The organism is Brevundimonas sp. DC300-4, assembly GCF_049897365.1.
Lineage (GTDB): Bacteria > Pseudomonadota > Alphaproteobacteria > Caulobacterales > Caulobacteraceae > Brevundimonas.
This window is the reverse complement of record NZ_JAFCWC010000003.1, coordinates 18,260-45,065: the sequence shown is the minus strand read 5'-3', so window position 1 is coordinate 45,065 and position 26,806 is coordinate 18,260. Positions and strand designations below refer to the sequence as shown.

General features: G+C 67.9%; 25 protein-coding genes and 1 pseudogene. 10 read left to right on the top strand and 16 right to left on the bottom strand.

Annotated elements, in window-relative coordinates:
- Positions 1-4 precede the first annotated feature (4 nt).
- Positions 5-445 (top strand): ion channel, encoded by a 441-nt coding sequence (locus ACP7AZ_RS05930; protein ID WP_426037014.1) that lies wholly within the window; start codon positions 5-7, stop codon positions 443-445.
- An 80-nt stretch (positions 446-525) separates the two neighbouring features.
- A complete protein-coding gene (locus ACP7AZ_RS05925; protein WP_426037012.1) occupies positions 526-1,881 on the top strand; it encodes a glutamate--cysteine ligase in 1,356 nt (451 codons plus the stop codon).
- Between the two features lie 67 nt (positions 1,882-1,948).
- Here ACP7AZ_RS05925 and ACP7AZ_RS05920 read toward each other — a convergent pair whose 3' ends face one another.
- On the bottom strand, positions 1,949-2,086 hold the full coding sequence (locus tag ACP7AZ_RS05920; RefSeq protein ID WP_426037010.1) for an entericidin A/B family lipoprotein: 138 nt from the start codon (positions 2,084-2,086) through the stop codon (positions 1,949-1,951).
- A gap of 115 nt (positions 2,087-2,201) precedes the next feature.
- Here ACP7AZ_RS05920 and ACP7AZ_RS05915 point away from each other — a divergent pair, with 115 nt between their 5' ends.
- Positions 2,202-3,860, top strand: coding sequence for a thiamine pyrophosphate-binding protein (locus tag ACP7AZ_RS05915; RefSeq protein WP_426037008.1), 1,659 nt, complete (start codon positions 2,202-2,204; stop codon positions 3,858-3,860).
- A 131-nt stretch (positions 3,861-3,991) separates the two neighbouring features.
- On the opposite strand, the gene ACP7AZ_RS05910 is transcribed toward ACP7AZ_RS05915, so the two are convergent.
- The 10 genes and pseudogenes from ACP7AZ_RS05910 to ACP7AZ_RS05865 form a co-directional block, all read right to left on the bottom strand.
- Positions 3,992-5,269: a bifunctional folylpolyglutamate synthase/dihydrofolate synthase gene (locus tag ACP7AZ_RS05910; protein WP_426037006.1), complete on the bottom strand. Its 1,278-nt coding sequence runs from the start codon at positions 5,267-5,269 to the stop codon at positions 3,992-3,994.
- A gap of 9 nt (positions 5,270-5,278) precedes the next feature.
- Positions 5,279-6,196 (bottom strand): acetyl-CoA carboxylase carboxyltransferase subunit beta, encoded by a 918-nt coding sequence (locus ACP7AZ_RS05905; protein ID WP_426037004.1) that lies wholly within the window; start codon positions 6,194-6,196, stop codon positions 5,279-5,281.
- Positions 6,197-6,345: 149 nt separating this feature from the next.
- The gene (gene trpA, locus ACP7AZ_RS05900) at positions 6,346-7,176 is read right to left on the bottom strand and encodes a tryptophan synthase subunit alpha (protein ID WP_426037002.1); all 831 of its coding nucleotides are present in this window, start codon (positions 7,174-7,176) and stop codon (positions 6,346-6,348) included.
- Positions 7,173-7,610: a hypothetical protein gene (locus ACP7AZ_RS05895; protein WP_426037000.1), complete on the bottom strand. Its 438-nt coding sequence runs from the start codon at positions 7,608-7,610 to the stop codon at positions 7,173-7,175. The genes trpA and ACP7AZ_RS05895 overlap by 4 nt, the downstream gene beginning before the upstream one ends.
- A gap of 2 nt (positions 7,611-7,612) precedes the next feature.
- Entirely contained in the window at positions 7,613-8,797 is a 1,185-nt protein-coding gene (gene trpB / locus ACP7AZ_RS05890) for a tryptophan synthase subunit beta (RefSeq protein WP_426037716.1), read from the bottom strand.
- A gap of 80 nt (positions 8,798-8,877) precedes the next feature.
- On the bottom strand, positions 8,878-9,510 hold the full coding sequence (locus tag ACP7AZ_RS05885; RefSeq protein WP_426036998.1) for a phosphoribosylanthranilate isomerase: 633 nt from the start codon (positions 9,508-9,510) through the stop codon (positions 8,878-8,880).
- Between the two features lie 31 nt (positions 9,511-9,541).
- Positions 9,542-10,755, bottom strand: a pseudogene (locus ACP7AZ_RS05880) (NAD(P)/FAD-dependent oxidoreductase).
- Positions 10,756-10,807: 52 nt separating this feature from the next.
- The gene (locus ACP7AZ_RS05875) at positions 10,808-11,539 is read right to left on the bottom strand and encodes a pseudouridine synthase (RefSeq protein WP_426036996.1); all 732 of its coding nucleotides are present in this window, start codon (positions 11,537-11,539) and stop codon (positions 10,808-10,810) included.
- Positions 11,536-12,438, bottom strand: a complete 903-nt coding sequence (locus tag ACP7AZ_RS05870; RefSeq protein WP_426036994.1) for a class I SAM-dependent methyltransferase — start codon at positions 12,436-12,438, stop codon at positions 11,536-11,538. The genes ACP7AZ_RS05875 and ACP7AZ_RS05870 overlap by 4 nt, the downstream gene beginning before the upstream one ends.
- Positions 12,439-12,899: 461 nt before the next feature.
- The gene (locus ACP7AZ_RS05865) at positions 12,900-14,084 is read right to left on the bottom strand and encodes an acetyl-CoA C-acetyltransferase (RefSeq protein ID WP_426036992.1); all 1,185 of its coding nucleotides are present in this window, start codon (positions 14,082-14,084) and stop codon (positions 12,900-12,902) included.
- Between the two features lie 181 nt (positions 14,085-14,265).
- Between ACP7AZ_RS05865 and trhA the strand changes: the two genes are divergently transcribed.
- The 3 genes from trhA to ACP7AZ_RS05850 all read left to right on the top strand — a co-directional run bounded on the left by trhA (position 14,266) and on the right by ACP7AZ_RS05850 (position 16,133).
- Positions 14,266-14,976: a PAQR family membrane homeostasis protein TrhA gene (gene trhA, locus ACP7AZ_RS05860; RefSeq protein ID WP_426036990.1), complete on the top strand. Its 711-nt coding sequence runs from the start codon at positions 14,266-14,268 to the stop codon at positions 14,974-14,976.
- A 138-nt stretch (positions 14,977-15,114) separates the two neighbouring features.
- Positions 15,115-15,774 carry a polyhydroxyalkanoate synthesis repressor PhaR gene (gene phaR / locus ACP7AZ_RS05855; protein WP_426036988.1) on the top strand — a complete coding sequence of 220 codons (660 nt, stop codon included), beginning with the start codon at positions 15,115-15,117 and terminating at the stop codon, positions 15,772-15,774.
- A complete protein-coding gene (locus tag ACP7AZ_RS05850) occupies positions 15,771-16,133 on the top strand; it encodes a hypothetical protein (RefSeq protein WP_426036986.1) in 363 nt (120 codons plus the stop codon). Before phaR ends, ACP7AZ_RS05850 begins: the two co-directional genes overlap by 4 nt.
- A gap of 178 nt (positions 16,134-16,311) precedes the next feature.
- Here the strand turns inward: ACP7AZ_RS05850 and ACP7AZ_RS05845 are convergent, their stop codons facing one another.
- Both ACP7AZ_RS05845 and ACP7AZ_RS05840 read right to left on the bottom strand, forming a co-directional pair.
- Positions 16,312-16,737, bottom strand: coding sequence for a hypothetical protein (locus tag ACP7AZ_RS05845; RefSeq protein ID WP_426036984.1), 426 nt, complete (start codon positions 16,735-16,737; stop codon positions 16,312-16,314).
- Positions 16,738-16,863: 126 nt separating this feature from the next.
- A complete protein-coding gene (locus tag ACP7AZ_RS05840) occupies positions 16,864-17,595 on the bottom strand; it encodes a glycosyltransferase family 2 protein (RefSeq protein ID WP_426036982.1) in 732 nt (243 codons plus the stop codon).
- A gap of 93 nt (positions 17,596-17,688) precedes the next feature.
- On the opposite strand from ACP7AZ_RS05840, the gene ACP7AZ_RS05835 reads away from it, so the two are divergent.
- Entirely contained in the window at positions 17,689-19,383 is a 1,695-nt protein-coding gene (locus ACP7AZ_RS05835) for an ArnT family glycosyltransferase (RefSeq protein WP_426036980.1), read from the top strand.
- The gene (locus ACP7AZ_RS05830) at positions 19,380-20,300 is read left to right on the top strand and encodes a hydroxymethylglutaryl-CoA lyase (protein ID WP_426036978.1); all 921 of its coding nucleotides are present in this window, start codon (positions 19,380-19,382) and stop codon (positions 20,298-20,300) included. Before ACP7AZ_RS05835 ends, ACP7AZ_RS05830 begins: the two co-directional genes overlap by 4 nt.
- Here the strand turns inward: ACP7AZ_RS05830 and ACP7AZ_RS05825 are convergent.
- The gene (locus ACP7AZ_RS05825; RefSeq protein WP_426036976.1) at positions 20,269-20,829 is read right to left on the bottom strand and encodes a hypothetical protein; all 561 of its coding nucleotides are present in this window, start codon (positions 20,827-20,829) and stop codon (positions 20,269-20,271) included. The two genes, ACP7AZ_RS05830 and ACP7AZ_RS05825, sit on opposite strands and share 32 nt — an antisense overlap.
- 10 nt (positions 20,830-20,839) lie before the next feature.
- On the bottom strand, positions 20,840-23,971 hold the full coding sequence (putA, locus tag ACP7AZ_RS05820; protein ID WP_426036974.1) for a bifunctional proline dehydrogenase/L-glutamate gamma-semialdehyde dehydrogenase PutA: 3,132 nt from the start codon (positions 23,969-23,971) through the stop codon (positions 20,840-20,842).
- Positions 23,972-24,081: 110 nt separating this feature from the next.
- Between putA and ACP7AZ_RS05815 the strand changes: the two genes are divergently transcribed.
- Together ACP7AZ_RS05815 and ACP7AZ_RS05810 are read left to right on the top strand one after the other, a co-directional pair.
- Positions 24,082-24,549 carry an Lrp/AsnC ligand binding domain-containing protein gene (locus tag ACP7AZ_RS05815; RefSeq protein ID WP_426036972.1) on the top strand — a complete coding sequence of 156 codons (468 nt, stop codon included), beginning with the start codon at positions 24,082-24,084 and terminating at the stop codon, positions 24,547-24,549.
- A gap of 72 nt (positions 24,550-24,621) precedes the next feature.
- A complete protein-coding gene (locus ACP7AZ_RS05810; protein ID WP_426036970.1) occupies positions 24,622-25,707 on the top strand; it encodes a glycosyltransferase family 4 protein in 1,086 nt (361 codons plus the stop codon).
- Here ACP7AZ_RS05810 and ACP7AZ_RS05805 read toward each other — a convergent pair whose 3' ends face one another.
- Positions 25,708-26,772 carry a substrate-binding domain-containing protein gene (locus ACP7AZ_RS05805; RefSeq protein WP_426036968.1) on the bottom strand — a complete coding sequence of 355 codons (1,065 nt, stop codon included), beginning with the start codon at positions 26,770-26,772 and terminating at the stop codon, positions 25,708-25,710.
- Positions 26,773-26,806: the final 34 nt, after the last annotated feature.

Genomic DNA, 26,806 nt, shown 5'->3' with positions numbered 1-26,806 from the left:
GGACATGCTGGCGGAACTGGCCATCGCGACGGTGATGGTGCTGGTCACCGTCATCCTGCACGGGGGCGGCCTGCTCGCGGTCGGGCACCTGATGGAGATGCGTGAACACTCGATCGGCAAGACCCGCGTCAGCCCCATGTCGATCGAGGGCGCCATCGTCGCGGTCCTTGCCGCGCTCGGCCTGCTCGTCCTGCATGGGGTGGAGATCTGGCTCTACGCCCTTCTGTATCGGGTCATCGGCGCGGTGGAGACCGTGCGCGAGGCGGTCTATTTCTCGACCATCGCCTATGCCTCGATCGGCTTCTCGGACGCCGCCATGGCTCCGGAATGGAAACTGCTGGGTGCGCTGGAAGGCATCAACGGCGCGCTTCTGCTCGGCTGGTCGGTGGCCTTCTTCGTCACCCTGATGACCCGCTTCCTGCCCGCGCGCAGGCACGACGGCTGATCGTCCGGCCCAACCCCTTGAGACCGACCGCAATCTCGCCCATCTAGCCGCAACGGGCTGTTGCCCGATCCGGGGACTGCATGACCGATCCGCTCACCTTCGACGACCTGGTCGGCGTCATGGCCAGGGGCGCCAAGCCCAAGTCCGAATGGCGCGTCGGCGCCGAGCACGAGAAGTTCGGCTTCGACAAGTCAACGCTGCGCCGCCCGGCCTATGACGGCCCGAACGGCATCCTGGCCATGCTGACGGGCCTGCAGCGGTTCGGCTGGTCCCCGGTCGAGGAAGCTGGCCATGTCATCGCCCTGGAACGCAGGAACGCCGAAGGCTACGCCGCCTCGATCAGCCTGGAGCCCGGCGGCCAGTTCGAACTGTCGGGCGCCCCGCTCCAGACCATCCACGACATCTGCTCCGAGACCGGCCAGCACCTGATGGAGGTGAAGATGGTCGCCGATGAGCTGAACCTCGGCTTCCTCGGCGCCGGTTTCGACCCGAAATGGACCCGCGAAGACGTGCCGGTCATGCCCAAGGGCCGCTACGACATCATGCGCGCCTATATGCCGAAGAAGGGCAATCTTGGCCTCGACATGATGCTGCGCACCTGCACCATCCAGGCCAACCTCGACTTCGGGTCAGAGGCCGACATGGTGGCGAAGTTCCGCACCTCCCTGGCGCTCCAGCCCATCGGCACCGCCCTGTTCGCCTGTAGTCCGTTCACCGAGGGGCGACCGAACGGCTTCCTTTCCGCCCGCGCCAACGTCTGGACCGACACCGATCCCGACCGCACCGGCATGCTGGATTTCGTCTTCAAGGACGGTTTCGGGTTCGAGACCTATGCCAACTACGCCCTCGATGTGCCGATGTATTTCGCCAAACGCGGCGAGACCTATGTCGACGCCTCAGGCCAGTCGTTCCGCGATTTCATGGATGGAAAGTTGCCCGCCTTGCCCGGCGAGTTGCCGACGCTGAAGGACTGGGGCGATCACCTGACCACCCTGTTCCCGGAAGTCCGCCTGAAACAGTATCTGGAGATGCGCGGCTCGGACGGCGGCCCGTGGAGCCGGATTTGCGCCCTGCCCGCCCTGTGGACCGGCATCTTCTATGACGCGCCCTCGCTCGCCGCCGCCTGGGACCTGTGCAAGGACTGGGACATCGAGGACCACGAGCGTCTGCGTCGCGACGTGACCCGGCTCGGCCTGCGCGCCGAGGTCGCCGGGCGATCGGTCCGCGACATCGCCGTCGACATGGTCGCCATCGCCCGCCAGGGCCTGAAGAACCGCGCCAGATTCTCCGGCGGCATGGTCGATGAGCGCGGCTATCTGTCGGAACTGGAAGACATCGCCGACACCGGCGTCACCCCTGCCGAACGGATGCTCGACCTGTATCACGGCGAATGGAAGGGCGACGTCGACCGCATCTACCGCGACTTCGCCTACTGATCTTCGGACAGCGAAAAGCCCGCCGCAGCGCGACGGGCTCTTCCAGTCTTCGCCGCAGCGAAGGCCTTTAGTTCTTGGCGGTCTCGGCGCCGGTGCTGACGGCCGAACCGGCGGCCGAGACGTCGCGGCCGACGCCCGAGATGGTGTTGCAGGCCGACACGGCCAGGGCGGCGGCGACCAGCGACAGGGTGATGATCTTTTTCATGGTGGAGTTCCCCAATGGTGAAGCTCCGATAACGCCGAGCTTCGCCCTGGGTTGCATGCCCATGGTGAAGCGCTCGAGGTCGCCAAGCCATGGGTCGATCTGCTAGTTCGCAAGGATGACGCAAGCCCCCGGAACCGCCGCTCGCCGCCTCGTCGAGACCCTCGCCGTCAATGGCGTCACCCGCGTGTTCTGCGTGCCGGGCGAAAGCTATCTGGCCGTCCTCGACGCCCTGGTCGACCACCCGGAGATCGAGGTCATCACCTGCCGGCACGAGGCGGGCGCGGCCAACATGGCCGAGGCCTATGGCAAGCTGACGGGCAAGCCGGGGATCTGCATGGTTACGCGCGGCCCGGGCGCGACCCACGCCTCGATCGGCGTGCACACGGCGCATCAGGACTCGACGCCGATGATCCTGTTCGTCGGCCAGATCGCCCTGACCGATCGCGGCCGCGGCGCCTTCCAGGAGGTCGATTACCGCGAGGTCTTCGGCGGCCTCGCCAAATGGGCCACCGAGCTGGAGAGCCCGGAGCGCAGCGTCGAGATCGTCGAACGCGCCTTCGCCACGGCGCTTCAGGGCCGGATGGGGCCTGTCGTCATCGCCCTGCCCGAGGACATCCTGCACGAACCCGGCGGTCCGGCTCCGATCCGCGCGGTGACGCCGGCCAGGGGCGGCCTCGATCCCGCCTTCGTCGTCGACCTCGGCGACCGTCTGTCGAAGGCCGAACGGCCCCTGCTGGTCCTCGGCGGCTCCGGCTGGACCGACGAGGCCGCCTCCGCCATCGGCGACTGGTCCGAACGTCTCGGTCTGCCCGTCGCCCTGTCGTTCCGCAGGAAGGACATCCTGTCGAATGACCGGTCGAACTACGCCGGCGACCTCGGCCTCGGCTGCAATCCCGAGCTGATGAAGCGGGCCAGGGACGCCGACCTTCTGATCGCCCTCGGCGCCCGGCTCGGCGAAAACCCGACCCAGGGTTACACCCTGTTCACCCGCGACCACACGGCCGACCGGCTGGTACATATCCATCCTGGCCCGGAGGAACTCGGCCGCGTCTGGACGCCCCTGACCAGCGCCAGCGCGGACAATAGCCTCGCTGCACTCGCCCTCGCCACGCTCGACCCCGGCCGCACCTGGCATGATCACGCCAGGGCCGCCCACGACCACTACCAGGCCTTCTCGACCCCGGTGCCGGTCACCGGCGCGGTCAATATGTCGGAGTGCATGGCCCACCTCGGCGAGGTTCTGCCGCCGAGCGCCGTAGTCACCAACGGCGCAGGCAATTTCGCCGCTTGGCTGCACCGCTTCTATCGCCACCGCGCCTGTCGCACCCAGCTGGGCCCGACCTCGGGGGCCATGGGCTATGGCTACCCGGCCGCCATCGCCGCCAAGTCCCTGCATCCCGACCGCGAGGTCATCTGCGTCGCCGGCGACGGCGAGTTTCTGATGACCGGCCAGGAGATGGCCACCGCCGTCCAGTTCGGCATCAAGGTCGTCGTCATCGTCGTCGACAACGGGACCTTCGGCACCATCCGCATGCACCAGGAGGGCCACTATCCCGGCCGGGTCATGGCCACCGACCTGAAGAACCCCGACTTCGTCAGATACGCCGATGCCTTCGGCGCCTTCGGGATCCGCTGCGAGAGCACCGAGGCCTTCCCCGCCGCGCTCCAGGCCGCCCGCGACGCCGCCAGGGACCGCCCCGCCCTGGTCCATCTGATCACCTCGGCCGAGGACATCGCGCCCAACCGGACCATCACGGGGTTGCGGGCGAAATAACCCCACTCTCCGTCATCCTCGGGCTTGACCCGAGGACCCAGTCGCACCGACTTCAAAACTGCGTAGATGTTGCAATGCCGTCGCTGGGTCCTCGGGTTCGCTTCGCGCCCCGAGGATGACGGACGAAGTCCTCACACCGGCCACGTCTCCGGGCTGGCCCCCAGCACCTCGCCGGCGAGATACAGCGAGCCGCAGATCACCACCCGCCCGGCGCCGAGCCTGAGCGCGCGGCTCAGCGCGGCTTCCACCGACGACGAACTCTGCGCCCCCAGACCATGCCCACGCGCCACGGCCGCCAGCGCCGCCGGATCCGCCGCCGCGCCTTCGAAGCCGACGGTGAAGACGTGCGCCCCGGTGTCCTTCAAGGCCTCGAAGAATCCGCCGTAGTCCTTGTTGGCCAGAATGCCGACGATCAGGGCCAGCGGACGCGGCGCCTTCCTCTGTCTCTCCCCGATGGCCTCGGCCAGAGCCCGCCCCGCGTGCGGATTATGCCCTCCGTCCAGCCACAGCTCGGCCTCCGCCTGTCCTGCAATCTCGCCATAGGGACCCGCCGCCAGCCGCTGCATCCGCGCCGGCCACCGCGCCTCCGCCACACCCGCAGCGATGGCCTCCGCCGGCAGGTCCAGCTCCAGCGCCACGGCCACGGCCAGCCCCGCATTGGCGATCTGGTGCGGCCCCTTCAGCCCCGGCGCCGGCAGGTCGAAGAACTGGTCCTGGTCCTGGAACACCATGCCGCCGCGCTCGTCCCAGGCGTCGAAGTCTACCCCCATGACCGTCAGCGGCGCATGGGCGGCCATCGCCCGCGCCTCGATCACCGCCATCGCCGTCTCCGACTGCCGCGCCACGACCCCGCGTGCGCCGGCCTTCAGGATTCCCGCCTTCTCGCCCGCCACGCTCTCGATCCGCGTGCCGAGGAACTCGGCGTGGTCCAGATCGACCGGCGCGATGACGCTCAGCAGCGGCCGATCGATGACATTGGTCGCGTCAAGCCTCCCGCCCAGGCCCACTTCGACGATGCACAGGTCGGCGGGCGTCTCCGCCATGGCGACGAAGGCTGCGGCGGTTGTGCTCTCGAACACCGTGGCCTCGACGCCCTGCACAGCCTCGATCCGGTCCAGGATCGCCGACAGCGCCTCGTCCGAGATCAGCTCCCCCGCCAGCCGGATGCGCTCGTTGAACCGCACCAGATGGGGCGAGGTGTAGACATGGACCTTCAGCCCGGCCGCCTCGGCCATGGCGCGGATGAAGGCGATGGTCGATCCCTTGCCGTTGGTCCCGGCCACATGGATCACCGGCGGCAGGCGATCCTGCGGATTGCCCAGCACCGCGCACAGGGTCCGCATCCGGTCCAGCGACAGGTCAATCTTCTGGGGGTGGCGCAGGCGCAGGCGTTCGGAGACAGGATCCATGGCGGGAGCCTAGGCCGCCTGACGCCGTCCGCCCATCAGCATCGACAGCAGCTTGCCCAGGGTCTCCGGCAGGTCGGCGCGGGCGACGACGCGGTCGACCATGCCCTTTTCCTGCAGATATTCGGACCGCTGGAACCCGGGCGGCAGCTTCTCGCGGATGGTGGTCTCGATCACGCGCGGTCCCGCGAAGCCGATTAGGGCGCCCGGCTCGGCCAGGTGGATGTCGCCCAGCATCGCATAGCTGGCCGTGACCCCGCCGGTCGTCGGGTCGGTCAGGACCACGATATAGGGCAGCTGGGCGTCCTTCAGTTCCTGAACGGCCAGGGTGGTGCGGGCCATCTGCATCAGGCTCAGCGCGCCCTCCTGCATCCGCGCGCCGCCGGCGGCGGTGAAACAGACCAGGGGCACGCCGCGCTCGATCGCGGCCCGGGCGGCGGCGATGAAGCCTTCACCGGCCGCCATGCCCAGCGAACCGCCCATGAAGGCGAAATCCTGGACCACTGCCACGGCGGGCGTGCCGGCGATCTCGCCGAAGCCGATGGACATGGCGTCCTTGGTTCCGGTGGCCTTGCGCGCCGCGATCAGCCGCTCGCGATAGGGTTTGCCATCCGAGAACTTCAGCGGATCCTCGACCACGTCGGGCGAAGAGATCACCTCATACTCGCCGTCGTCGAAGGTGTAGCCCAGCCGCTGGGTCGCGTTGATGCGCATGTGCCGGCCGGACGGCGTCACCCACAGGGCGGCCTCCAGGTCGGAGCGGTACAGCATCTCGCCCGAATCCGGGTCCTTGACCCACAGATTGTCCGGCGTCTCGCGCCGGCTGACGATCTTGCGAACGCCGGGGGCGAACCGGCTGAGCCAGCCGCCGCGCTTTTCCTGAGGCTTCGGGGGAGTTTTGTCAGCCATCTTGCCTCGTGGGCGGGCCATGCCCGCCGTCCCTTCACCGTGCACCCCGGCGAAGGCCGGGGTCCAGTTGTAAACTTCCGCATCCCCGACAGCAGCCGGGCGTTGATACCAGACACCGCGCCTTCGATCTGGCCCCCGGCCTTCGCCGGGGTGCACGGAGCATGGTGTCTCTAGACGGTTTCCGCCACGCGCGCACCGCGCACAGCGTCGGCGAGGGCCTTCACCCTGGACAGAACGCGCGGCGCCACGGGTTCGTTCGCGTCCAAGGCCGCCGCGACCTCGTCGACCAGGACGGAGCCTGCGACCACGGCGTCGGCGACGCGCGCGATCTCGGCCGCCCGTTCAGGCGTCTTGACCCCGAACCCGACCGCGACCGGCAGGCCCGAGGCCTTGCGCACGCGTTCGACGGCCGGGGCGACCGAGGCGGATTGCGCCTCCTTCACCCCGGTCACACCGGCGACCGAGACGTAATAGACGAAGCCCGAGGTCCGCCGCGCGATGAGCTCCAGCCGGGCATCATCCGACGTCGGCGTGGCCAGACGGATCAGCGACAGGGACGCCGCATCGAGCGCGTCGGTCAACGGATCGGCCTCTTCCGGCGGGCAATCGACGACGATGCAGCCGTCCACCCCTGCTGCCGCCGCATCGCGCGCGAAGGCCTCATAGCCATAGCTCTCGATCGGGTTGAGATAGCCCATGAGGATCAGGGGCGTGTCCGCATCGCCCTGACGGAAGGCGGCGGCGAGACCGAGCGTGCCCTTCAGAGTCAGCCCGGCCTTCAGACCGCGCAGGGCAGCGCGCTGGATCGGCGGCCCCTCGGCCATCGGATCGCTGAACGGGAAGCCCAGCTCAATAATATCGGCCCCGGCGGCGGGCAGGCTGCGCAGGATCTCCAGCGCCTCATCGCGGGTGGGATCGCCGGCCATGACATAGGCCACGAACCCGGCCCGGCCCTCGGCCTTCAGCGCTGCGAAGCGCGCGTCGATGCGGGCGGTCGTCATTGGGCGGGCGCGGCGGCAGCGGCGGCGCAGACGTCGCCGGGAACGGTGGCCATGGCGATGTAACCCGGCACTTCCGGTCCGGCCGGACGGTTGGGATCGTAGAAAGCCTGCAGCTGCATGCCGTCGCAGCCTCCGGCGTCCTTGCGTTTGATGAACACCACGCGGTTGTCGTCACCTCCGGCGGCGAGCCAGCCCTGGCTTTCGAAATGGGCGACATAGGCATCGGCCAGCGCTCCGATCGAGGCCAGGGGTGCCGTGACGCAGAAAGCCTTGCCCGCCATGTCATAGAGGTTGCCGCAGGCCGCATCGAGGACTGCGCCCGGCAGGACCGGAGCCTCGATCGGCTGGCCGATGCCCGTCGCCTGGGCCATGGCCGCGGCTGGCGCCACCCCCAGAACGGGGGCCAGAACGGCCGCGATCATCATCGTCTTCATCGTCACAACTCCACGCCCAGATGCTTCGCCACGGCGAAGATGTCCTTGTCGCCCCGCCCGCACATGTTCAGCACCACGTCGCCGCCCTTGCCGACCTCGTTGGCGATCTCGCCGATCCGGGCCAGGGCGTGGGCTGGCTCCAGGGCCGGAATTATACCCTCCAGCTTCGAGCACTGCTGGAAGGCTTCCAGCGCCTCGACGTCCGTGGCTGCGCGGTACTCGGCCCGGCCGATATCCTTCAGCCAGGCGTGCTCCGGCCCGATGCCCGGATAGTCGAGGCCCGCCGAGATGGAATGGCCTTCCAGGATCTGGCCGTCGTCGTCCTGCAGCAGATAGGTGCGGTTGCCGTGCAGCACGCCGGGCCGTCCGCCCTGCAGCGAGGCCGCGTGGTCGGGGCCGTCCAGACCGCGTCCGGCCGCCTCGATGCCGATCAGACGCACGCCCGCGTCCTCGATGAAGGGGTGGAACAGGCCGATGGCGTTCGATCCTCCGCCGATCGCCGCGACGCAGGCGTCCGGGAGCTTGCCGCGCCGCGCCAGCATCTGGGCCCGGGTCTCCTTGCCGATCACGCTCTGGAAGTCGCGCACCATGGCCGGATAGGGATGCGGCCCGGCCGCCGTGCCGATCAGGTAATAGGTGTCCTCGACATTGGTGACCCAGTCGCGCATCGCCTCGTTCATGGCGTCCTTCAGGGTGCCGCGACCCGAGGTGACGGGGATGACCTCGGCCCCCAGAAGCTTCATGCGGAACACGTTGGGCGACTGCCGCTGGACGTCCGCCGCGCCCATATAGACCACGCACTGCAGGCCGAAGCGGGCGCAGACGGTCGCCGTCGCCACACCGTGCTGGCCAGCGCCGGTCTCGGCGATGATCCGCTTCTTGCCCATCCGCATGGCCAACAGGATCTGGCCCATGCAGTTGTTGATCTTGTGCGCACCCGTGTGATTCAGCTCGTCGCGCTTGAACCAGATGTCCGCCCCGCCGTGATGCGCGGTCAGTCGCTCGGCGAAGTACAGCGGGCTGGGCCGGCCCACATAATGGGTCAGGAAGTCGTCCAGCTCGGCCTGGTAGGTCGGATCGGCCTTGCAGGCCTCATAGGCCTGGTTCAGCTCCAGCACGAGCGGCATCAGGGTCTCGGCCACGAACCGTCCGCCATAGGGGCCGAAACGGCCCTCCGCGTCGGGCATGGCGTATTCGTTGGGGATGATGGCGTTCACGGGTCAGCTTTCACGCAGGCTTACGCCCGAAATACGGCCGGGCGGAGGGTTCAGACGACGGCCTTCAGGAAGGCCGCGATCCGGGCCGCGTCCTTAACACCCGGCGCGCTTTCGACGCCAGAGGACACGTCCAGCAGGGGGGCGCTGCTGATCGCCGCAGCCTCGGCCGCATTCCCCGGCGTCAGCCCGCCCGCCAGAAACCACGGCTTCCTGAACGTCCGCCCGCCCAGCATGGCCCAGTCGAACGTGGCCCCGACCCCGCCGGGCAGAACCGACCCCTCCGGCGGCTTCGCGTCGAACATCAGATGCTCGACGTGATCCTCCCAGTCTTTCGCCGCATCGAGGTCTTCAGCCGTCGACACCGACAACACCTTGATGATCCCCGCCCCGGTCAGGGTCCGCACGGCGTGCGCCCGCGCCACCGTCTCGCGCCCGTGCAACTGCACGAAGTCGGGCCTCAGATGCGCCCCGATCCGGCTCAGCAGATCGTCGTCCGCATCCACGGTCACCGCCACGATCCCGGCCCGGCCGCGCGCCCGCTCGAACAGCGGCCGCGCATCCTCTGGCGCGATGTTGCGGGGACTGCGGGTGAACATTACCGCCCCCACGAACGCCGCCCCGTGATCCAGGGCGACGTCGATCGTCTCGGGTGTCGTCAGGCCGCAGATCTTCACACCGGTCATGCGCCGCTGGTGACCTTCGCCATCGTTCGGGTCAAGACCTATAGAGGTCCGCGTCGGGATCGCGCCCGCCTCGCACCTCCGCAGCCACGATCTGGGACGCGATGACCGAGTAGGTGATGCCATTGCCGCCGAACCCCATGACGGACCAGGCCTGTTCCAGTCCGGGCACAGGTCCGATGCTCGGCAAGCCTGTCGTGCTCTCCCCGAACGCGCCGGCCCAGCTGTAGTCGAACTCGAACTCGACCTCGGGCAGCAGCCGTTTCAGCTTTCCGGCGATCGTCGCGCATTTGCGCTTCAGCTTCGCCCTGTCCTCGTGGGCGACCGGGTCGGCCTCGTCCTCGCCGCCGACGATCAACCGGCCATCCCCGCCCATGCGGAAATAGAGGTACGGATCGGACGCCTCCCAAACCAGCATGTCGCGAAGCCAGGCGGGGCAGGCCGCCCGAGGCTTCGACGCCATCGCCCAGGTCGAGATCACCTCCGCATCCGGCGTCGGCACCACTTTCGGGAACTCGTATCCGCAGCAGAACACGACTTTCCGCGCCCGCACGACGACGCCGGCATCGGTCGTCAGCGTCACGCCGTCGGGATCGCCCAGCACCTCCAGCGCCTCGACGGGCGAATAGACCTTCGCCCCGTTCGCCCCGGCCCGCCGCAACAGCCCCGCCGCCAACCGGGCCGGATCGGCGCTGGCCGAGCCTTCGGACACAATCGCGCCGGTCCGCTCCATGCCATAGAGTTCGCGCAGCTCGGCCGGACCGAAGTATCGGCTCTCCAGCCCCAGGGCCGCCCGCGCCCCGGCCTCCGCCTCCAGCGCCCGGTGGCCGTATTCATCGCCCGCCAGATAGAGCGACCCCTTGTCCTTAGGCTGCAGACGATCCGCTCTCGGGCCACGATCTGCTTCAGATCATCCAAGGCGGAACGGGACCGGCGCCAGGCCCGGGCCGCGTTCTTCGCTCCGATCTTGTCGCCCAGCGCCGTCAGCGGCAGATCGATCTCCCATTGCAGCATGGCGGTGGAAGCGACGGTCGATCCCATGAGCGGGGGCCTTCGATCCAGCACCGCCACCGAATAATCCCGGCTCAGCTCATGGGCCATGAAGGCCCCGCTGATCCCGGCGCCGACGATACAGACATCGACGCTGATCGCCTGCGTCAGCCCCTGCACGGGCACACCCAGACCCGGGCTGTCGGCCCAGACCGACCGCCCGGTCCGCAGGTCCCGCTTGATGGTGGCGCCGGTCATGTTTTTCTCCGCGGAAGCGGAGCCTTAAGTCAGCGGGAACCGGCGGGTTCCATCATGAGAAGATCAGATCGATCTCGGCCTGGGTCGCCAGCCGCCATTCGCCCGGCGCCAGATCCTCCGGCAAGGCCAGCTGACCCAACCGTTCCCGGTGCAGCCCCTCGACGTGATTGCCCACGGCCGCGAACATCCGGCGCACCATGTGATAGCGCCCCTCGGTCACCGACAGCCGCGCCTCGGTCGGCGAGATCACGTCCAGGTGGGCGGGCGCCAGCGGCTTGTCCTCGCCTTCCAGCACCAGTCCGCCGGCCTCGAACAGCGCCGCCTCCGTCCCCGCAAGCGGCCGGGCCAGGGTCGCGTGATAAACCTTGGCCACATGGCGTTTCGGCGAGATCACCCGGTGCAGCAGGTCGCCGTCATCGGTCAGCAGCAACAGCCCCGACGTTTCCTTGTCCAGCCGCCCGATGGTCGAGATGGCCGGATCGCGCCGCCGCCACCGCTCGGGCAGGACGTCATAGACCAGGGCCCCGTCTTCCTTGTGCGAACAGGTCATGCCCAGAGGCTTGTTGAGGATCAGCACCAGTCCCGTCGGCGGGTCCAGCGGCCGTCCGTCGATCTGCATCCGCCCCGGCAGGTCCGCGGTCACCGCGATCCGCTTCGACACATCCGTCAGATCGACCCCGTCCAGCACGATCCCCCCGACCTTGCCCAGCCGCGCGATCTCGCTCCGCGAGCCGTAGCCCATGGATCCCAGCAGCTTGTCGACGCGGGCGGTGGGTGTCTTCATTTCGTGGCTTCGAACAGCTTGTACCCGCCGCCGTCGCCCGCCGGCGTCACCCGTTTGAATGCCGCGTTCAGCTCGGCCTCATAGGGCAGGTGCCGATTGCCGACGAGCCAGAGCACCCCACCCTTCTTCAGCATCTCGGCGGCCTTCTTGATGAAGGCCTGTCCCAGCCGCCGGTCCTCGGCCCCGCCGTCATGGAAAGGCGGATTGGAGACGATGAAGTCCAGGTCGCCCGCCGCCTCCAGCGTCCGTACATCGGCCCATTCGAATGACGCCCGCGCGTCCTCGACATTCTTCCGCGCCGCCTCGACCGCCCGCCGATCCAGATCGATCAACCGCAGCGACGTCACCGCCTCCGACCGCAGGACCACCGTCGCCAGCGCTCCATAGCCGCAGCCCAGATCGGCTCCGGCGCCCTTCAGCGCGGGCATATGCGCGGCCAGTTGCGCCGAGCCCGCGTCGATCCGGTCCCAGGCGAATACGCCTGCCTGCGACCAGGCCTCCAGCCCCTCGACCGCCTGAATCGCGCCCGCCGCGATCGCCGCGTCCAGCCCGGTCTCGCTCCCGGTCTTGATCACCACGCAACGCCGATGGTGCGCCTTGGCCGTCTCCCCGACCTCCAGCCCGAACGCCTCGAGCTCCTTCTTCAACCGCGAGCCGCCCTTGTCCTTGGCCGCCATGACATCCAGCCGCCCGCCGACCTGCAACGCCCTCAGCGCCTGCGCCAGCGCATAGCGCCGCTCCAGCACGCCAGGCGGCGCATAGACCATGGCCGTTTCGACCGAGCCGTCGGCCAGGCTTTCCAACGCCGTCGAGCCGGGGATCTGCGGAGAGGTCTGGGTCGCCGCGCCCGGCGGATCGAACACCAGCGGGGGGCGGCCGTAGAGGATCGATGTGGTCATCGGCGGGTGAATAGACTGTGGGCTGCGTGAAGTCTCCTCTCCGGTGATCCCTCTCCCCTTGCGGGAGAGGGAGATCGCGCACGGCGGCGCAGCCGTCGTCCTTGCGCGATCGGGTGAGGGGTGACGCCGAGCTCTGGCCGATGAGCCTTGCTCGTCATCATTCGAGCCGCCGGCGTGACCCCTCATCCGTCAGCCTTCGGCTGCCACCTTCTCCCGCAAGGGGAGAAGGAAATCAGGTCATACCCATCAACGGATCGTCCGAATCCGCCTGCGATTTCAATGCCCGGCTCTAATGAAACGCCTTTTATTAATCACCCCTGAAAACGGGCGCACACTGTCCCGATGTCCGGGACCTTCCCAACCAGCGGCGCGGCTCTGTCGACTCTGTCGAGTCTATTCTGGAGTCGCGCCCCCACACGCTTCCGGACGCTTCGGACGGTGTTTTGGAGTCCGGAAACCCGTCAGACCCGCTCCACGCACAGGGCCACGCCCATGCCGCCGCCGATGCAGAGCGTCGCCAGTCCCTTCTTGCCGCCCGAACGCTTCAGCTCGTGCAGCAGGGTCGTCAGGATGCGCGCGCCGGACGCCCCGATCGGGTGGCCGATGGCGATGGCGCCGCCGTTGACGTTCACCTTGGCCGGGTCCAGCCCCAGTTCCTTCAGCACGCACAGGCTCTGGGCGGCGAAGGCCTCGTTCGACTCGACGCGATCCAGATCGGCGACGGTCCAGCCCGCCTTCTCCAGCGCCTTCCTCGAGGCAGGAATCGGACCCGTGCCCATGATCGCCGGATCGACGCCCGCCGAGGCCCACGAGCGGATGGTCGCCAGCGGCTCCAGCCCGCGCGCCTTCGCCTCATCGGCCGACATCAGCACCAGGGCCGCCGCGCCGTCGTTGAGGCCCGAGGCGTTGGCCGCGGTCACCGACCCCTCCTTGCTGAAGGCGGGCTTCAGCTTCTCCATGGATTCCAGGGTTGCGCCGTGACGGATGTATTCGTCCTTGTCGACGGTGACGTCGCCCTTGCGGCCGGGGATCACGACCGGAACGATCTCCTCGTCGAACTTGCCCGCCTTCTGCGCCGCCTCGGCCTTGTGCTGGCTGGCCAGGGCGAATTCATCCTGGGCGGCGCGGCTTATCTGGAACTTCTCGGCGACGTTCTCGGCCGTCTGGCCCATGTGATAGCCGTTGAAGGCGTCCCACAGCCCGTCCTTGATCATGGTGTCGGTGAAGGCGAGGTCCCCCATCTTGTGGCCGGTGCGCAGGTGTTGGGCGTGCGGCGCCTGGCTCATGCTCTCCTGACCGCCGGCGACGATGATCTTCGCATCGCCCAGGGCGATCTGCTGATAGCCCAGGGCCACGGCCCGCAGGCCCGAGCCGCAGATCTGGTTCAGGCTCCAGGCCGGGGTTTCCTGCGGGATGCCCGCCCCCATCGAGGCCTGTCTTGCGGGCCCCTGACCGGCCGCGGCCTGCAGCACATGGCCAAGGATGACCTCGTCGACATCGGCCGGCGAAACCCCTGCCCTCTCAAGCGCCGCCTTGATTGCGATCTCGCCCAGCTTCGAAGCCGGCAGGCTGGACAGTCCGCCCAGGAAAGAACCGACCGGCGTGCGGGCGGCGGAGACGATGACGACTTCGGTGGCGGCGCTCATGAATTTATCCTTGCTGGAGTCTCAACAGGGCGACCGCCCCTTAGGCTCCTCGAAACCTTGCGTGGCGTTTCTGCCGCATCCGCGCGGTTTCGTCACGTCCGGCCTCGCCGTTCAGGCGATAGTCATGGCGGCCACCCATATTCCTCGGAACGATCGGCTCAACGCCGACTTAGGTGGGACGATGCTGACTCTTCTCAAGCGCCACGCCCGACGCATATGCACCCCGGATCAGATCGATCTGGAGGAGCACTATCAGTCGCGGTCCGAACACACCGCCGATCTGGTGGTCCATGTCGTCGGCCTGACCCTGGCGGCCGTCGGCGGCATCGCCCTGGCGATCCTGTCGGCCTTCTACGCCGGCTTCGGCGCGGTCTTCGCCACGGCGATCTACGCCCTGTGCCTGATCGCCATGCTGACCTGTTCGACGATCTACAACCTGACCCGTCCCAGCGCTGCCCGGCCGGTCCTGCGCCGTCTGGACGAGGCCGCAATCTTCCTGATGATCGCGGGCTCCTACACACCCTTCACGACCCAGAGGTTCGAGGGCTGGTGGTCCATCAGCTTTACCCTCGTGGTCTGGACTATCGCCTTCGCGGGCGTGGCGGCCAAGCTGGTCGCGCCGCGCATCTCCGACGCCTTCTGGAGCGGGGTCTATGTCCTGTTTGGCTGGCTGGCGGTGATCGCGCTGAAGCCGATGATCGATACCGTCCACCCCATCGCGCTCGGCCTGCTGGTGCTTGGCGGGCTGATCTACACGGCCGGGGTCTTCTTCTTCATCTCACCCAAGCTGAAGTACCGTCGGGCCATCTGGCACGGGTTCGTGGTGGCGGGTGCTGGCGTTCACTGGGCGGCGGTCCTGGTCGGCGTCGTCCTGGCGCCCAACCTCGGCTGACACGGAACGGTCACATGCCCACTGGCGCGTTGCATCGCAGTGCGGGATAACGGGCGCACGGAGTGAGATCAGGAAAGGTTGAAGACTTTTTCGGTTCGATCTCGCGACCCAGCAAAAGACGCCAACAAGGACACTCCAGTGGCCGACAGCACGACCCAGGGCGGAAAGACCAAGGACAGCGCCAGAAACGGCGAGCCGGTGGTCATCAAGAAATACGCCAACCGCAGGCTCTACAACACCTCGACGTCGACCTACGTCACGCTTGAGGACCTCGCCAAGATGGTCCGCGAAGGCGTCGATTTCGTCGTCTTCGACGCCAAGACCAATGAGGAGCTGACCCGTCAGATCCTGACCCAGATCATCTTCGAGGAAGAGAGCCGGGGCCAGGCGCTGCTGCCCGTCCAGTTCCTGCGTCAGCTGATCGGCTTCTACGGCGGCCATATGGAAGGCGTCCTGCCCTCCTATCTCGAGATGTCGCTGGAGAATTTCTCGCGTCAGCAGGAGCAGTTCCGCGAACAGGTGACCAAGACCTTCGGCGCCACGCCGGCGGTGGGCCTGATGACCGGCGGCCTGATGGAGTCGGCGGTCAAGCAGAACATGGCCATGTTCCAGAACGCCATGAGGATGTTCCCGCCCTTCGCCTATGGCCGCACAGACGGCGAAACTCCGGCCCAGGCCGCCCCTGCGCCGCAACCTTCGGCGGACCCGGCCATGGACGAGATGCGCCGCCAGATGGACGAGATGCGCGCCCAGATTGACCGCATCGCAGGCTCCGCCCAGGGCTCTGGCAAGCCGTGACCGACGGCGTCCGCCCTGTCGGACCGGTCGAGGGCCGCGACCGTCGCGCGACCCAGCGGCGCGAGGCCGAACGCCGCGCCGCCTCCTCCAGCCGCGCGCTGGTTCCCGTCGGCAAGGTCATCGATGAGATCCCCGACCCGGCAAGCCCTGCCGCGTCGACCACGCCCGCCGACACCAATCCTCTGGATCCGGCGGCCGCCTTCGCCGCACAGATGATGGGCCAGACCGGTCAGCGCAAAGGCCTCAAAGGGGGTCCGCCGGTGATGGACGCGGCCCGCGCCAGCTACCTCGGGGCGGAATATTCAGGCGACAAGGACCGTCGCCCCCCCGCCGGACTGATCAAGAAGACCGAACTCTGAGCTGGCCCGAGGCTTGCAGCGAACAAGGGGACCTCTCGCCTTCGGACGCCGCCATGACCCTCGCCTTTGCCGCCAAGACCTTCGACGTGATCGTCGTCTCGCTGATCTTCGCCGCCCTGATCTAGGGCCTGACCCGGAAAAGTGTCAGCGGTTTTCCGCCAAGGTTGGGCCCCGGGGATCAAGCGCCTGCCCCGAAGTCCAGGTCCTTGCGCGCCGAGATGATGGTCACGATGAACCCGGCCAGCACGTCCAGCATGACCATAGTCACGATCAGGAAGAAGGTTGAGGTCGCGAACCCGCGCACCAGCAGGAACTCGACCAGGCAGATGACGAAAAGGATCATCGACAGGGCGTGATTGACGATCGCCACCTTCTGGCTTGACGTCGACTTCAGCAGTTCGAAGAACAGAAGGATCAGCGACAGGAACAGGATCAGATCGCCGATGCCGACATTCCAGCTCGCGCCCGAGGCCATCGGGATCGAAAACAGCGACTGGCGCAAGGCGTCGTCCGCCGCCGCCAGACCGCCGCCACCCAGTCCGGACAGCAGGACAATGTTGTACAGGATCACCGGAATGACCAGCAGGGGCAGTGCGATCAGCATGGTCTGTGTCTCGTGTTGGAACGGCGCAGCTTGTTAACGACGGATACTCCCGTTCGCTCCACACCGCTACGGCTGTCGCCTCTTTGGGGCGCTATCGCTCACCACGCGGCGACTCGCGCCTGCGCGCTAGAACTCGCTGATGGGCCCGGGCCTACGCGAACGACTCTTCAGCCACATCACGCCCAGAAGGTCCGAGAACGAGGCCTTCAGCCGTCCCCAGTTCGTATATTTTGACTGCCCCGTCTCGCGGTGGCGGTGGCCGATCGGCAGGTACCGGTTCTCGTACCCTTCGCGGATCACCAGCGCCGGCAGGTAGCGGTGCACGTGATCGAAATAGGGAAGCCGCAGGAAGACATCGCGGCGGAAGGCCTTCAAGCCGCAGCCCGTGTCGTCGGCGTCATCGCCCAGCAGCCGCCTGCGGATCCGGTTGGCCCAGCGCGAGGCCCACAGCTTGGCCTCGGAGTCCTGGCGCTTCTGGCGCACGCCGCCGACCAGGGCGACCTGCGGCGGGGCGGCCATCAGGGCATCGGCGAGTTTCGGCCCATCCTCGGGCGGGTTCTGGCCGTCACCGTCCAGGGTGACCACGATCGGCGCCCGCGCGGCCAGAACGCCCGTCCGCACCGCCCGGCTCTGACCTGCATTGGTCGTGTGGGCCAGCACCCGCAGCGTCGGCAGTTCGGCCATCAGGGCCTTCAGTTCGGCCAGGGTCGTATCGCGACTGGCGTCGTCGACGAAAATGATCTCGTGCGCCCGCCCGCCGAAAGCCGCCGCGATCTCGCGCGCCAGCGGCCCGGCCGCGCCGGACTCGTTGTGGACCGGCACGACGATGGAAATCTGAAGGGTCTCGGCGCTCTGCATCCTTGCTCTCTAGACGCAAAACCCGGTTTCGCGCCACGGTCGGCGATGTCGAGCCGCTGACGCCTGCGCAATCGCCGTGTTAGGAACGATCTCATGACGCGCCCGAACCTGGATCGATATGTCGCCGGCTGGCGCGCCCCCCTCCTGGCGGCGCTCGTCGCCCTGATCGCCGGCCTGCCCAGCCTGCTTCTCCTTCCGCCGCTGGACCGGGACGAAAGCCGCTACGCACAGGCGACCTCGCAGATGCTGGAAAGCGGCGACTATGTCGACATCCGTTTCCAGGATGATCCGCGCTGGAAGAAGCCCATCGGCATCTACTGGATGCAGGCCGTGGCCGTGGGCCTGACGTCCAAGGTCGAGAACCGCGACATCGCTCCCTACCGCATCCCTTCCATCATCGGGGCGATGCTGGCCGCCTGGGCCTGCGCATGGGTCGGGACGGCATTGTTCGGTGCCAGAGCCGGCTTCCTCGGCGGAGCCATGCTGGGCGCGACCTTCCTGCTGTCGTCCGAGGCGGGGATCGCCAAGACCGACGCCATGCTGTGCGGCGCGGTGACCCTGGCCATGGCCGGCCTCGCGCGTCTCTATATGGCCTCCCGCGTCGCGCCACTGGTCAAGGGCGACCCGACCCAGCGTCTGTGGAAGTTGATGCTCTGGGGCGGGCTGGGCCTGTCCATCCTGGTCAAGGGCCCCATTGGCTTGCTGGTGGTCATTCCGGCCGTCCTCATGCTGTGCCTGTGGGACCGTCAATGGGTCTGGCTCAAGCGGCTGGGCTGGGGCTGGGGCGTGCCCCTGCTCGTGCTGATCGTCGGTCCCTGGGCCATCGCGGTCACCATCGCCACCGACGGCGGCTTCTGGCGCGAAGCCATCGGCAATGATCTTGGCTCGAAGGTCACCGGCGCAGCCGAAAGCCACGGCGGCTTCCCGGGCATGTACGCCCTGATCGCGCCCATTCTGCTGTTCCCTGCCACTCTGATCCTGCCAGCCGCCCTGTCCACGGGCTGGAGCCGCCGCGCCGAGCCTGCGATCCGCTTCCTCGTCTGCTGGCTGGTGCCCTGCTGGCTGATCTTCGAGATCGCCCCGACCAAGCTGCCGCACTACACCCTGCCCACCTTCGCCGCGCTGGCTTTGTTGATGGCTGCCGCCCTGACCCGGCCGATCGGCAAGGTCTCGCGCTGGACCGGTGCCGGTCTCGCGGTCTTCGGCGCCGTAGTGGTCAGCGGGATCACCGTCTACGGTCTGACCGCCTTCGGCACCTCGACGGCCCAGACCTGGGCGACGATCACCGTCGTCTGCGCTGTCATGGCCGCCCTGATCGGCGGCTTTCTGCTGCTCAATCGCGCGGCCGTCACCGGCGTGCTGATCGCCCTGGGCTTCGGCATCGTCGCCCACGGAGCGCTCGCGGGCACCCTCCGCCAGTTGCGTCCCCTGTCCATCGCTCCCCGGCTGGAGACCATGCTGGAGCAGAACGGTCTGTCGCCGCGTCAGGGCCTGACGCCAGGCCCCGTCGCCATCACCACCTTCCATGAGCCCAGCTTCGTCTTCGTCACCGGTCGCGACACCCAGTTGACCGACGCCGCCGGCGCCGCCCGCGCCCTGGCCGAGGGCCGCCCCGCCATCGTCGAGGCCGGCGACGACGAGGCCTTCCGTCAGGCGACGGCCCAGACCGGCGTGCCCGGCCGCGCGGTCGGCGTGGTCACCGGTCACAACTATTCCAGCGGCGACGATGTCCGCCTGACCATCTATGCGCCACCGGGCGCACCCACGGGTCAGGACCCTCCCCGGTGAGTTTCCGTCCGATACAGATCGTCGAGGTCGGCCCCCGCGACGGCCTCCAGAACGAGAAGGCCATTCTCGACCCGTCAGTCCGCGCCGACCTGGTTCTGCGCCTGGAGGCCGCCGGCGCACATCGCATCGAGGCGGTCAGCTTTGTCCATCCGAGACTGGTGCCGCAGATGGCGGGCGCGGAAGACGTCATGGCTGCCCTGTCCCCGACCCCGGGTCGCAGCCGCATCGGCCTCGTCCTCAACGGCAAGGGCTATGACCGGGCGCTCGGGACCGGCGTCGACGAGGTCAACGTCTCCCTCTCCGTCACCGACGGCTTCGGCCTGAAGAACCAGGGTCTGGCCGTCCGCGATCAGGTGGCGATGCTGTCCGACATCCTCGCCCGCCGTCACAACTCCGACGGCGCCGACACGCCCCTTCCCGCGCTCTCGGCCACCCTCAGCTGCGTCTGGGGCTGCCCCTTCGACGGCGAGGTCTCGGTCGGTCAGGTCAGCGATCTGGTCGGCGAACTGGCGGCTCTCGGCGTCGCCGAGATCGGCCTGGCCGACACCATCGGCGTCGGCGACCCGTGGAGCGTGACGAAGACGGTCGAGGCCGCCAAGGCCGTCGCGCCGGACGCCGTCCTGCGCCTGCATTTCCATGACACCCGCAATACTGGCGTCGCCAACGCCTATGCGGCGGTGCAGGCGGGCGTCGATATCCTGGACGCCTCGGTGGGCGGCATCGGCGGCTGTCCCTTCGCCCCCGGCGCCACGGGCAATGTCGCCACCGAGGACCTCGTGTACATGCTGGAGCGCGCCGGCTATTCGACCGGCTACGACCTCGACGCCCTGATCGGGACCGCCCGCTGGATCGGCGAGAAGATCGGCCGCCCTGCCCCCAGCGCCCTTAGCCGCGCAGGCGGCTGGCCTGGCCGATAGTTTCGATCGGTCTGGGCTGGCTCGGTGAAATCCATCCGGCGGGCAGAGGCTCGGCATAACCGTCCGGAATGGGAAAGCCTGACCCGGGCTGGATACGCGTGAGGGCGCCTCGGAAGCCGAGCGTATACCAGACGTCCAGCACATAGTCGTAGGCTCGATCCCGGTCCTCGGTATCCAGGCGTTCGAGTCGAGCGAGGTGCCGGAAGGCGTTCTTGCGAACATCAGCTGCCGCAATAGAGAAGTTCGAACCCGCCAGCACGTCGCCGATGAACCCGTTCACGGCCGCTGTCGGATTCAACTCGTCTTGCAGGCGGGCAGCCCCGGTGTAGCCGAGAGGCGGATAGTCATGGGCCTGGAACTTTTGTTCGGCACGCAGGGCAACCAGCCGCGAACGCGCCTCTGGCGTCAGCACGATAGTTTCGGTGCTGAGAGGCCGCGTTCCCCGATTCCACAGTCCGTAGCTGTAGACACCCGCCGCACACAGGGCGCCCAATACGGCGATCGGGAGTGTCAGGGTGAGAACTTGCACCTTGGTACATCTACAGGTTCAACAGCGCCGGGTCTCCGCCCTGGGCCGAAATGTTGTTGGAGATGGCCTTTTCCGACGCATAGCGGATCAGGCTGTTCGGCCCTCCCGCCTTGGGACCCGTGCCGGAAAGGCCCTCGCCGCCGAACGGCTGGACCCCGACCACCGCGCCGGTCACGCCCCGGTTGATGTAGACGTTGCCCGCCGGGACCAGTTCGATGACCTCTTCGGCGAAGGCCTCGATCCTTGAGTGCACGCCCAGGGTCAGACCATAGCCGCGCGCCGCCAGCCTGCCGGCGACCGACTTCAGGTCTTTCGGATCATAGCGATAGACGTGCAGGATCGGGCCGAAGACCTCCCGCTCCAGATAGTCCGGGGTCGGAATCTCGGCGATGGTCGGGGCGAACAGGTCGCCGCGCTCCGAGCCCTCGGGCATCATGGCGCGGGCCAAGATCTTCGCATCCTTGCCCAGACGCTCGACATGGGCCTCCAAGGCCTTGCGGCTCTCGGTGTCGATCACGGGGCCGATGTCCGAAGCCGGATCGGACGGATCACCGAGCACCTGGGCCGCCAGCGCGCCCTTCAGGCCTTCGATCAGGCTGTCGGCCGACTCCTTGGGCGCATAGAGCACCCGCAGTGCCGAACATCGCTGGCCGGCCGAACCGAAGGCCGACGAGATCACATCATCGATGACCTGTTCGCGCAGGGCCGTCGTGTCCACGAACATCCCGTTCAACCCGCCTGTCTCGGCGATGAACGGGATGATGGCCCCCGCCCGCGCCGCGATCGAGCGGTTGATGGCCGCGGCCGTGTCCGTGCCGCCGGTGAAGGCGACGCCGTCGATCCCAGGATGCGAAACGAGCGCCGCGCCGACCGTCTCGCCACGGCCGGGCACGAGGGCCAGCAGGTCCGGGTTAAGCCCCGCCTTGTGATAGAGCCGCACGGCCTCGGCCGCGACCAGGGGCGTCTGCTCGGCAGGCTTGGCCAGCACGGCATTGCCGGCCGCCAGCGCCGCCGCGATCTGGCCGGTGAAGATGGCCAGGGGGAAGTTCCACGGGCTGATGCAGGCGAAGACGCCGCGTCCGTGCAGGACCAGCCGGTTGGTCTCGCCCACCGGTCCGTTCAGCACCTGCGGTCCACCGAAATCCTTCTCGGCCAGCATGGCGTAGTAGCGGCAGAAGTCGGCGGCCTCGCGCACCTCGGCCACGCCGTCGTTGAGCGTCTTGCCGGCCTCGCGGCTCAGCAGCGCCACCAGCCGGTCCATGTCGGCTTCCAGCGCATCGGCCATGGCCCGCAGCACCGGCGCCCGGCGCGATCCGCCGGCGCGGTCCCAGACGATCTGGGCCCTGCCTGCCGCATCGGCCGCGTTGTCGATGTCGTCGGTCGACGCCTCCGAGACGTGTCCCAGCACCTGCGACCGGTCATAGGGGTTGGTCACGGCCTGGGCGTTCTTCCCGGCCATCAGCCTGCCGCCAATGATCGGGCCGGAGGTCAGTTTTTCCGCATCGACCTTCTGCAGGGCGGCGGCGTGACGCTCGCGATCGACCTTCTGCGAATAGTCGCGGCCGAGCGAGTTCTGGCGGTCCATGTATATGTCCTTGGGCGTGGGGATCTTGGCGTGGCGGTCAGGGTGGGCCTCGACCGAGGCGACGGGGTCGGCAGCGACAGCCGAGGCCGGCACCCGCTCGTCCAGCAGAGCGTGCACGAACGACGAGTTGGCCCCGTTCTCCAGCAGGCGACGAACCAGATAGGGCAGCAGGTCCTCGTGGCCCCCGACAGGAGCATAGGCGCGCACGGTCATCGGCCCGAAGGTCTGGGCGGCGGCGTCATAGAGGGCCTCGCTCATGCCGTGCAGGCGCTGGAACTCGATCTTGACCCCGCCCCCCCTGGCCATGTCGTGCACGGCCGCGAGCGAGTGAGCGTTGTGGGTCGCGAACTGCGAATACAGATGCGGCGCCGCGTCGATCATGGCGCGGGCGCAGACCAGATAGTTCAGGTCCGTCGCTGCCTTGGTGGTGAACACCGGATAGTCCGTTCGGCCCATGACCTGGGCCCGTTTGATCTCGGTGTCCCAGTAGGCGCCCTTGACCAGCCGCACCATCAGCCGCCGTTTCGACGTCCGCGCCAGCTCGGCGATCCGTGCGATCGCCTCCGGTCCGCGCTTTTGATAGGCCTGCACAGCTAGACCCAGCCCCGACCAGTCGCCCAGTTCCGGCTCGTTCGCCAGCCGGTCCAGCAGCTTCAGCGACAGGGCCAGCCGGTCCGCCTCTTCTGCATCCATGGTGAAGTTGATATCGGCGCGCGCCGCGATCAGGGCCAGCCGCTTGATGCGCGGGTAGAGCTCGTCCCAGACACGGCCTTCATGCGTGGCCTCATAGCGCGGCGACAAGGCCGATAGCTTGACAGAGACGCCGTGTCCGACCTCCGGCCCCTCCCCCCTGGCGGTCTTGCCCACGGCAGTGATCGCGTCGCCGTAGATCTTTTCATACCGCTCGGCGTCGGCGGCGGTGCGGGCGCCCTCGCCCAACATGTCGAAGCTGCACAGCCAGCCCTCGCGGTTCGACCGCTTCAGCGCCGCCTCGATGGTGCGCCCGACCACAAACTGCTCGCCCATGATGCGGACGGCTGCGGCCACGGCCTGACGGATGACCGGCTCGCCCAGACGCCCGGCGACGCGGGTCAGGAAGCCCGGCAGGTCGGTCTTCGCCTGTTCGTCGGCGTCCACCAGCTTGCCGGTCAGCATCAGGCCCCATGTCGAGGCATTGACGAACAGGCTGTCGGACTGGCCGAGGTGCGACGCCCAGTCGGCCGACCCGATCTTCTCGGCGATCAGCCGGTCGCGCGTGTCCTCGTCCGGCGTGCGCAGCAGGGCTTCGGCCAGGCACATCAGGGCCAGACCCTCGCGGGTGCCCAGTGAGAATTCCTGCAGAAAGCTCTCCACCACCCCCTGCTTCTTCTGGCTCTTGCGCGCCTGCTCGACCAGGCGCACGGCCTCGTCCACGGCGGCCCGGCGGGCGGCGGCGTCCAGCGGAGAGGCGGTCAGCAGCGCCCGGACAGTTGAGGGCTCGTCGGCGAACTTGCCGTGGTCCAGCGTGTCCCAGTCCTGGCTCAACGAAGGGACGGGAGAAGCGGTGAGGGGCGGCATGGCGTCAACGAGAATCCTGTCCTGTATGAACTTGCCTATATGTCGGACGCACCCGAATGTGCACCGTATGATCGAGGCCTCGGGCGACGATCCTTCGGAATTTATCTCCTATGGCCGTTGAAAATCTGGACGCCGTCGATCGCCGCATCCTGAGGGTGCTCCAGGTGGACGGGCGCGTATCCAACGCGGAACTGGCCCGGCGGTGCAATCTGTCGCCCGCCGCATGCTTCGAGCGTGTGCGTCGTCTGCGCGAGCGCCAGGTCATCACCGGCTATGCCGCATTGATCGACCCTTCCAAGGTCGGGCGCGGATTGATGATCTTCGTCGAGGTGCTGCTGGACAGGACCACCGGCGACCGATTCGAAGCCTTCGCCGACATGGTCCGCCGTCAGCCCGAGGTTCTGGAATGTCACATGGTGGCGGGCGGTTTCGACTATCTGATCAAGGCAAGGGTCAGCGACATGGACGCCTATCGCGCCTTCCTTGGCGAAGTCCTCACCCGGATGCCCGGCGTGCGTGAGACGCGAACCTATGCCGTTCTCGAAGAGGTGAAGTCGACGACCGCCCTCCCCTTGTAGGACTGTCTCGCCTTCGTCGAGATGACCCGCTAAAGCTGCCTGCTTGATAGAAGGCGGAGCCGTTCGGCCCACATGCGCATCGTTCTGGCCACCGACGCCTGGGAGCCCCAGGTCAACGGCGTCGTCCGCACCCTGACCCGCACCGTCGCGGAATGCCGTGCCATGGGTCACGAGGTGGAGGTCATCGAGCCGAGCCAGTTCCGCACCATCGCGGCGCCGACCTATCCCGAGATTCGCCTGGCCCTCGGCGCCGAGGAAGAGATCCGCGAACGCCTGCGCGCGATCGAACCCGACGCTGTGCACATCGCCACCGAGGGGCCGATCGGCATCGCCACCCGGCGCATCTGCGTCGAGTGGAAACTGCCCTTCACCACCAGCTATCATACGAAATTCCCGGAATATATTTCCGCCCGCTTCCCCGTCCCGGTGCAGGTCGGCTACGCCTATATGAAGTGGTTCCACAAGCCGTCGGGCCGGCTGATGGTCGCCACCCCGACGCTGAAGAAGGAACTCGAGGAGCACGGGTTCAAGAACATCTCGCCCTGGTCGCGGGGTGTCGACACGGACCAGTTCCGGCCGGATCTGGAGCGCATCTTCGACGACCTGGGCGGCAAGGACTGGCCGCGCCCCTTCTGGCTGAACGTCGGACGCGTCGCCGTCGAGAAGAACATCGAATCCTTCCTCGAAACCGACCTGCCTGGCACCAAGATCGTGGTCGGCGACGGCCCCGCCCGCGCCGACCTGGAGCACCGCTATCCCGAGGCGAAATTCCTTGGCGCCCGGTTTGGCGAGGAATTGGCCCGCTGTTTCCGCGACGCGGATGTCTTCGTCTTCCCCAGCTGGACCGACACCTTCGGCCTGGTGATCCTGGAGGCCATGGCCACCGGCACCCCTGTCGCGGCCTATCCGGCCCACGGCCCCATCGACCTGGTTCCCGGCTCCAACGCCGGCGCCATCGACGCGGACCTGCGCACGGCCTGCCTCGAGGCGCTGAAGTGCGACCGCGCCGCAACCCGCGCCTATGCCGAGAAGTTCAGCTGGCGCGCCTCGGCCGAGCAGTTCGTGCAGAACCTGGAGCCCTACCCGGAGCCAGAACGCGGACGCTTCTGGCGCCGCCTTCGTCGCATCGCCCGGGTCAGGCGCAGGGCGGCGGCCTGACTATTCCGGCCGCGCCATGGGTGTCAGGGCTGTGGCGATGGCGCGTTGCTGAACCAGTTCCGCCTCCGGCAGAGGCACCAGACCCCGGTCCTGCAGATAGCCGCCCCGGCCCACCGCCGCCTCGGATGTGAACTCGATCAGGAACTCCTGCAGGCCGGGCGTCACGCCGACGTGCGCCTTCTTCACATAGATGTAGAGGCTGCGCGCCAGCGGATAGGTCCCGTTGGAAATCGTCTCGGGGCTGGGAGCAATACCGTCGATGGTCTCGGCCTTCACCGTGTCCATGTTCTGCTCGAGGAAGGAGTAGCCGAAAATGCCCAGTGAGCCCGGCGTGCGGGTCAGGGTCTGCAGAATGGCGTTGTCGTTCTCGCCCGAGTCGACCCAGGCGCCGTCCTCGCGTACCGTGTGGGACAGGGCCTCGAACCGGTTCTCGTCCTGATCCTCGACCGCGGCGACCGCCGGGATCAGCCGGGCGCCCGGGGTCATGCCCAGTTCCAGGAAGGCGTCGCGGGTGCCCGACGTGGGTGGCGGGCCATAGACTTGGATGCGCTGGTTCGGCAGCGATGGATTGACGTCCGACCAGCTCCGGGCCGGATTGGGCACAAAGGTCCCGTTCGGACCGGGCGCTTCCTTGGCCAGGCCTTCGTAGAGATCGTCCAGCGAAAAGTTGAAGCTGCCGCCGTCACGGGCCGTGGCAACGACGATGCCGTCATAGCCGATCTTCAGCTCGACGATCTCGGTGACGCCGTTCCCGGCGCATTTGTCGAACTCGGACTGTTTCATCGGCCGCGAGGCGTTGGCGATGTCGGGTGTCGAGGGTCCGAGACCCTGACAGAAGGCCTGGATGCCGCCGCCGGTGCCCAGGGCCTCGACGCGAGGCGGGGCACCTTCCGGATTGTTGCGCCCGAAATTCTCGGCGACCCGGGTCGCGAACGGGAAGACGGTCGAGGACCCGGCCGCCCATATGCCGTTGCGCTGGCCACCGCCCTCGCCGCAGGCGGCGACGGTCAGGGCTATAACGGCGGTTCCAGCGACGAAAAGCCGGCGAGGGAGGATGGACGACATCAGGCGGTCTCTCGGGCGAAGCGAAGTTGCGACG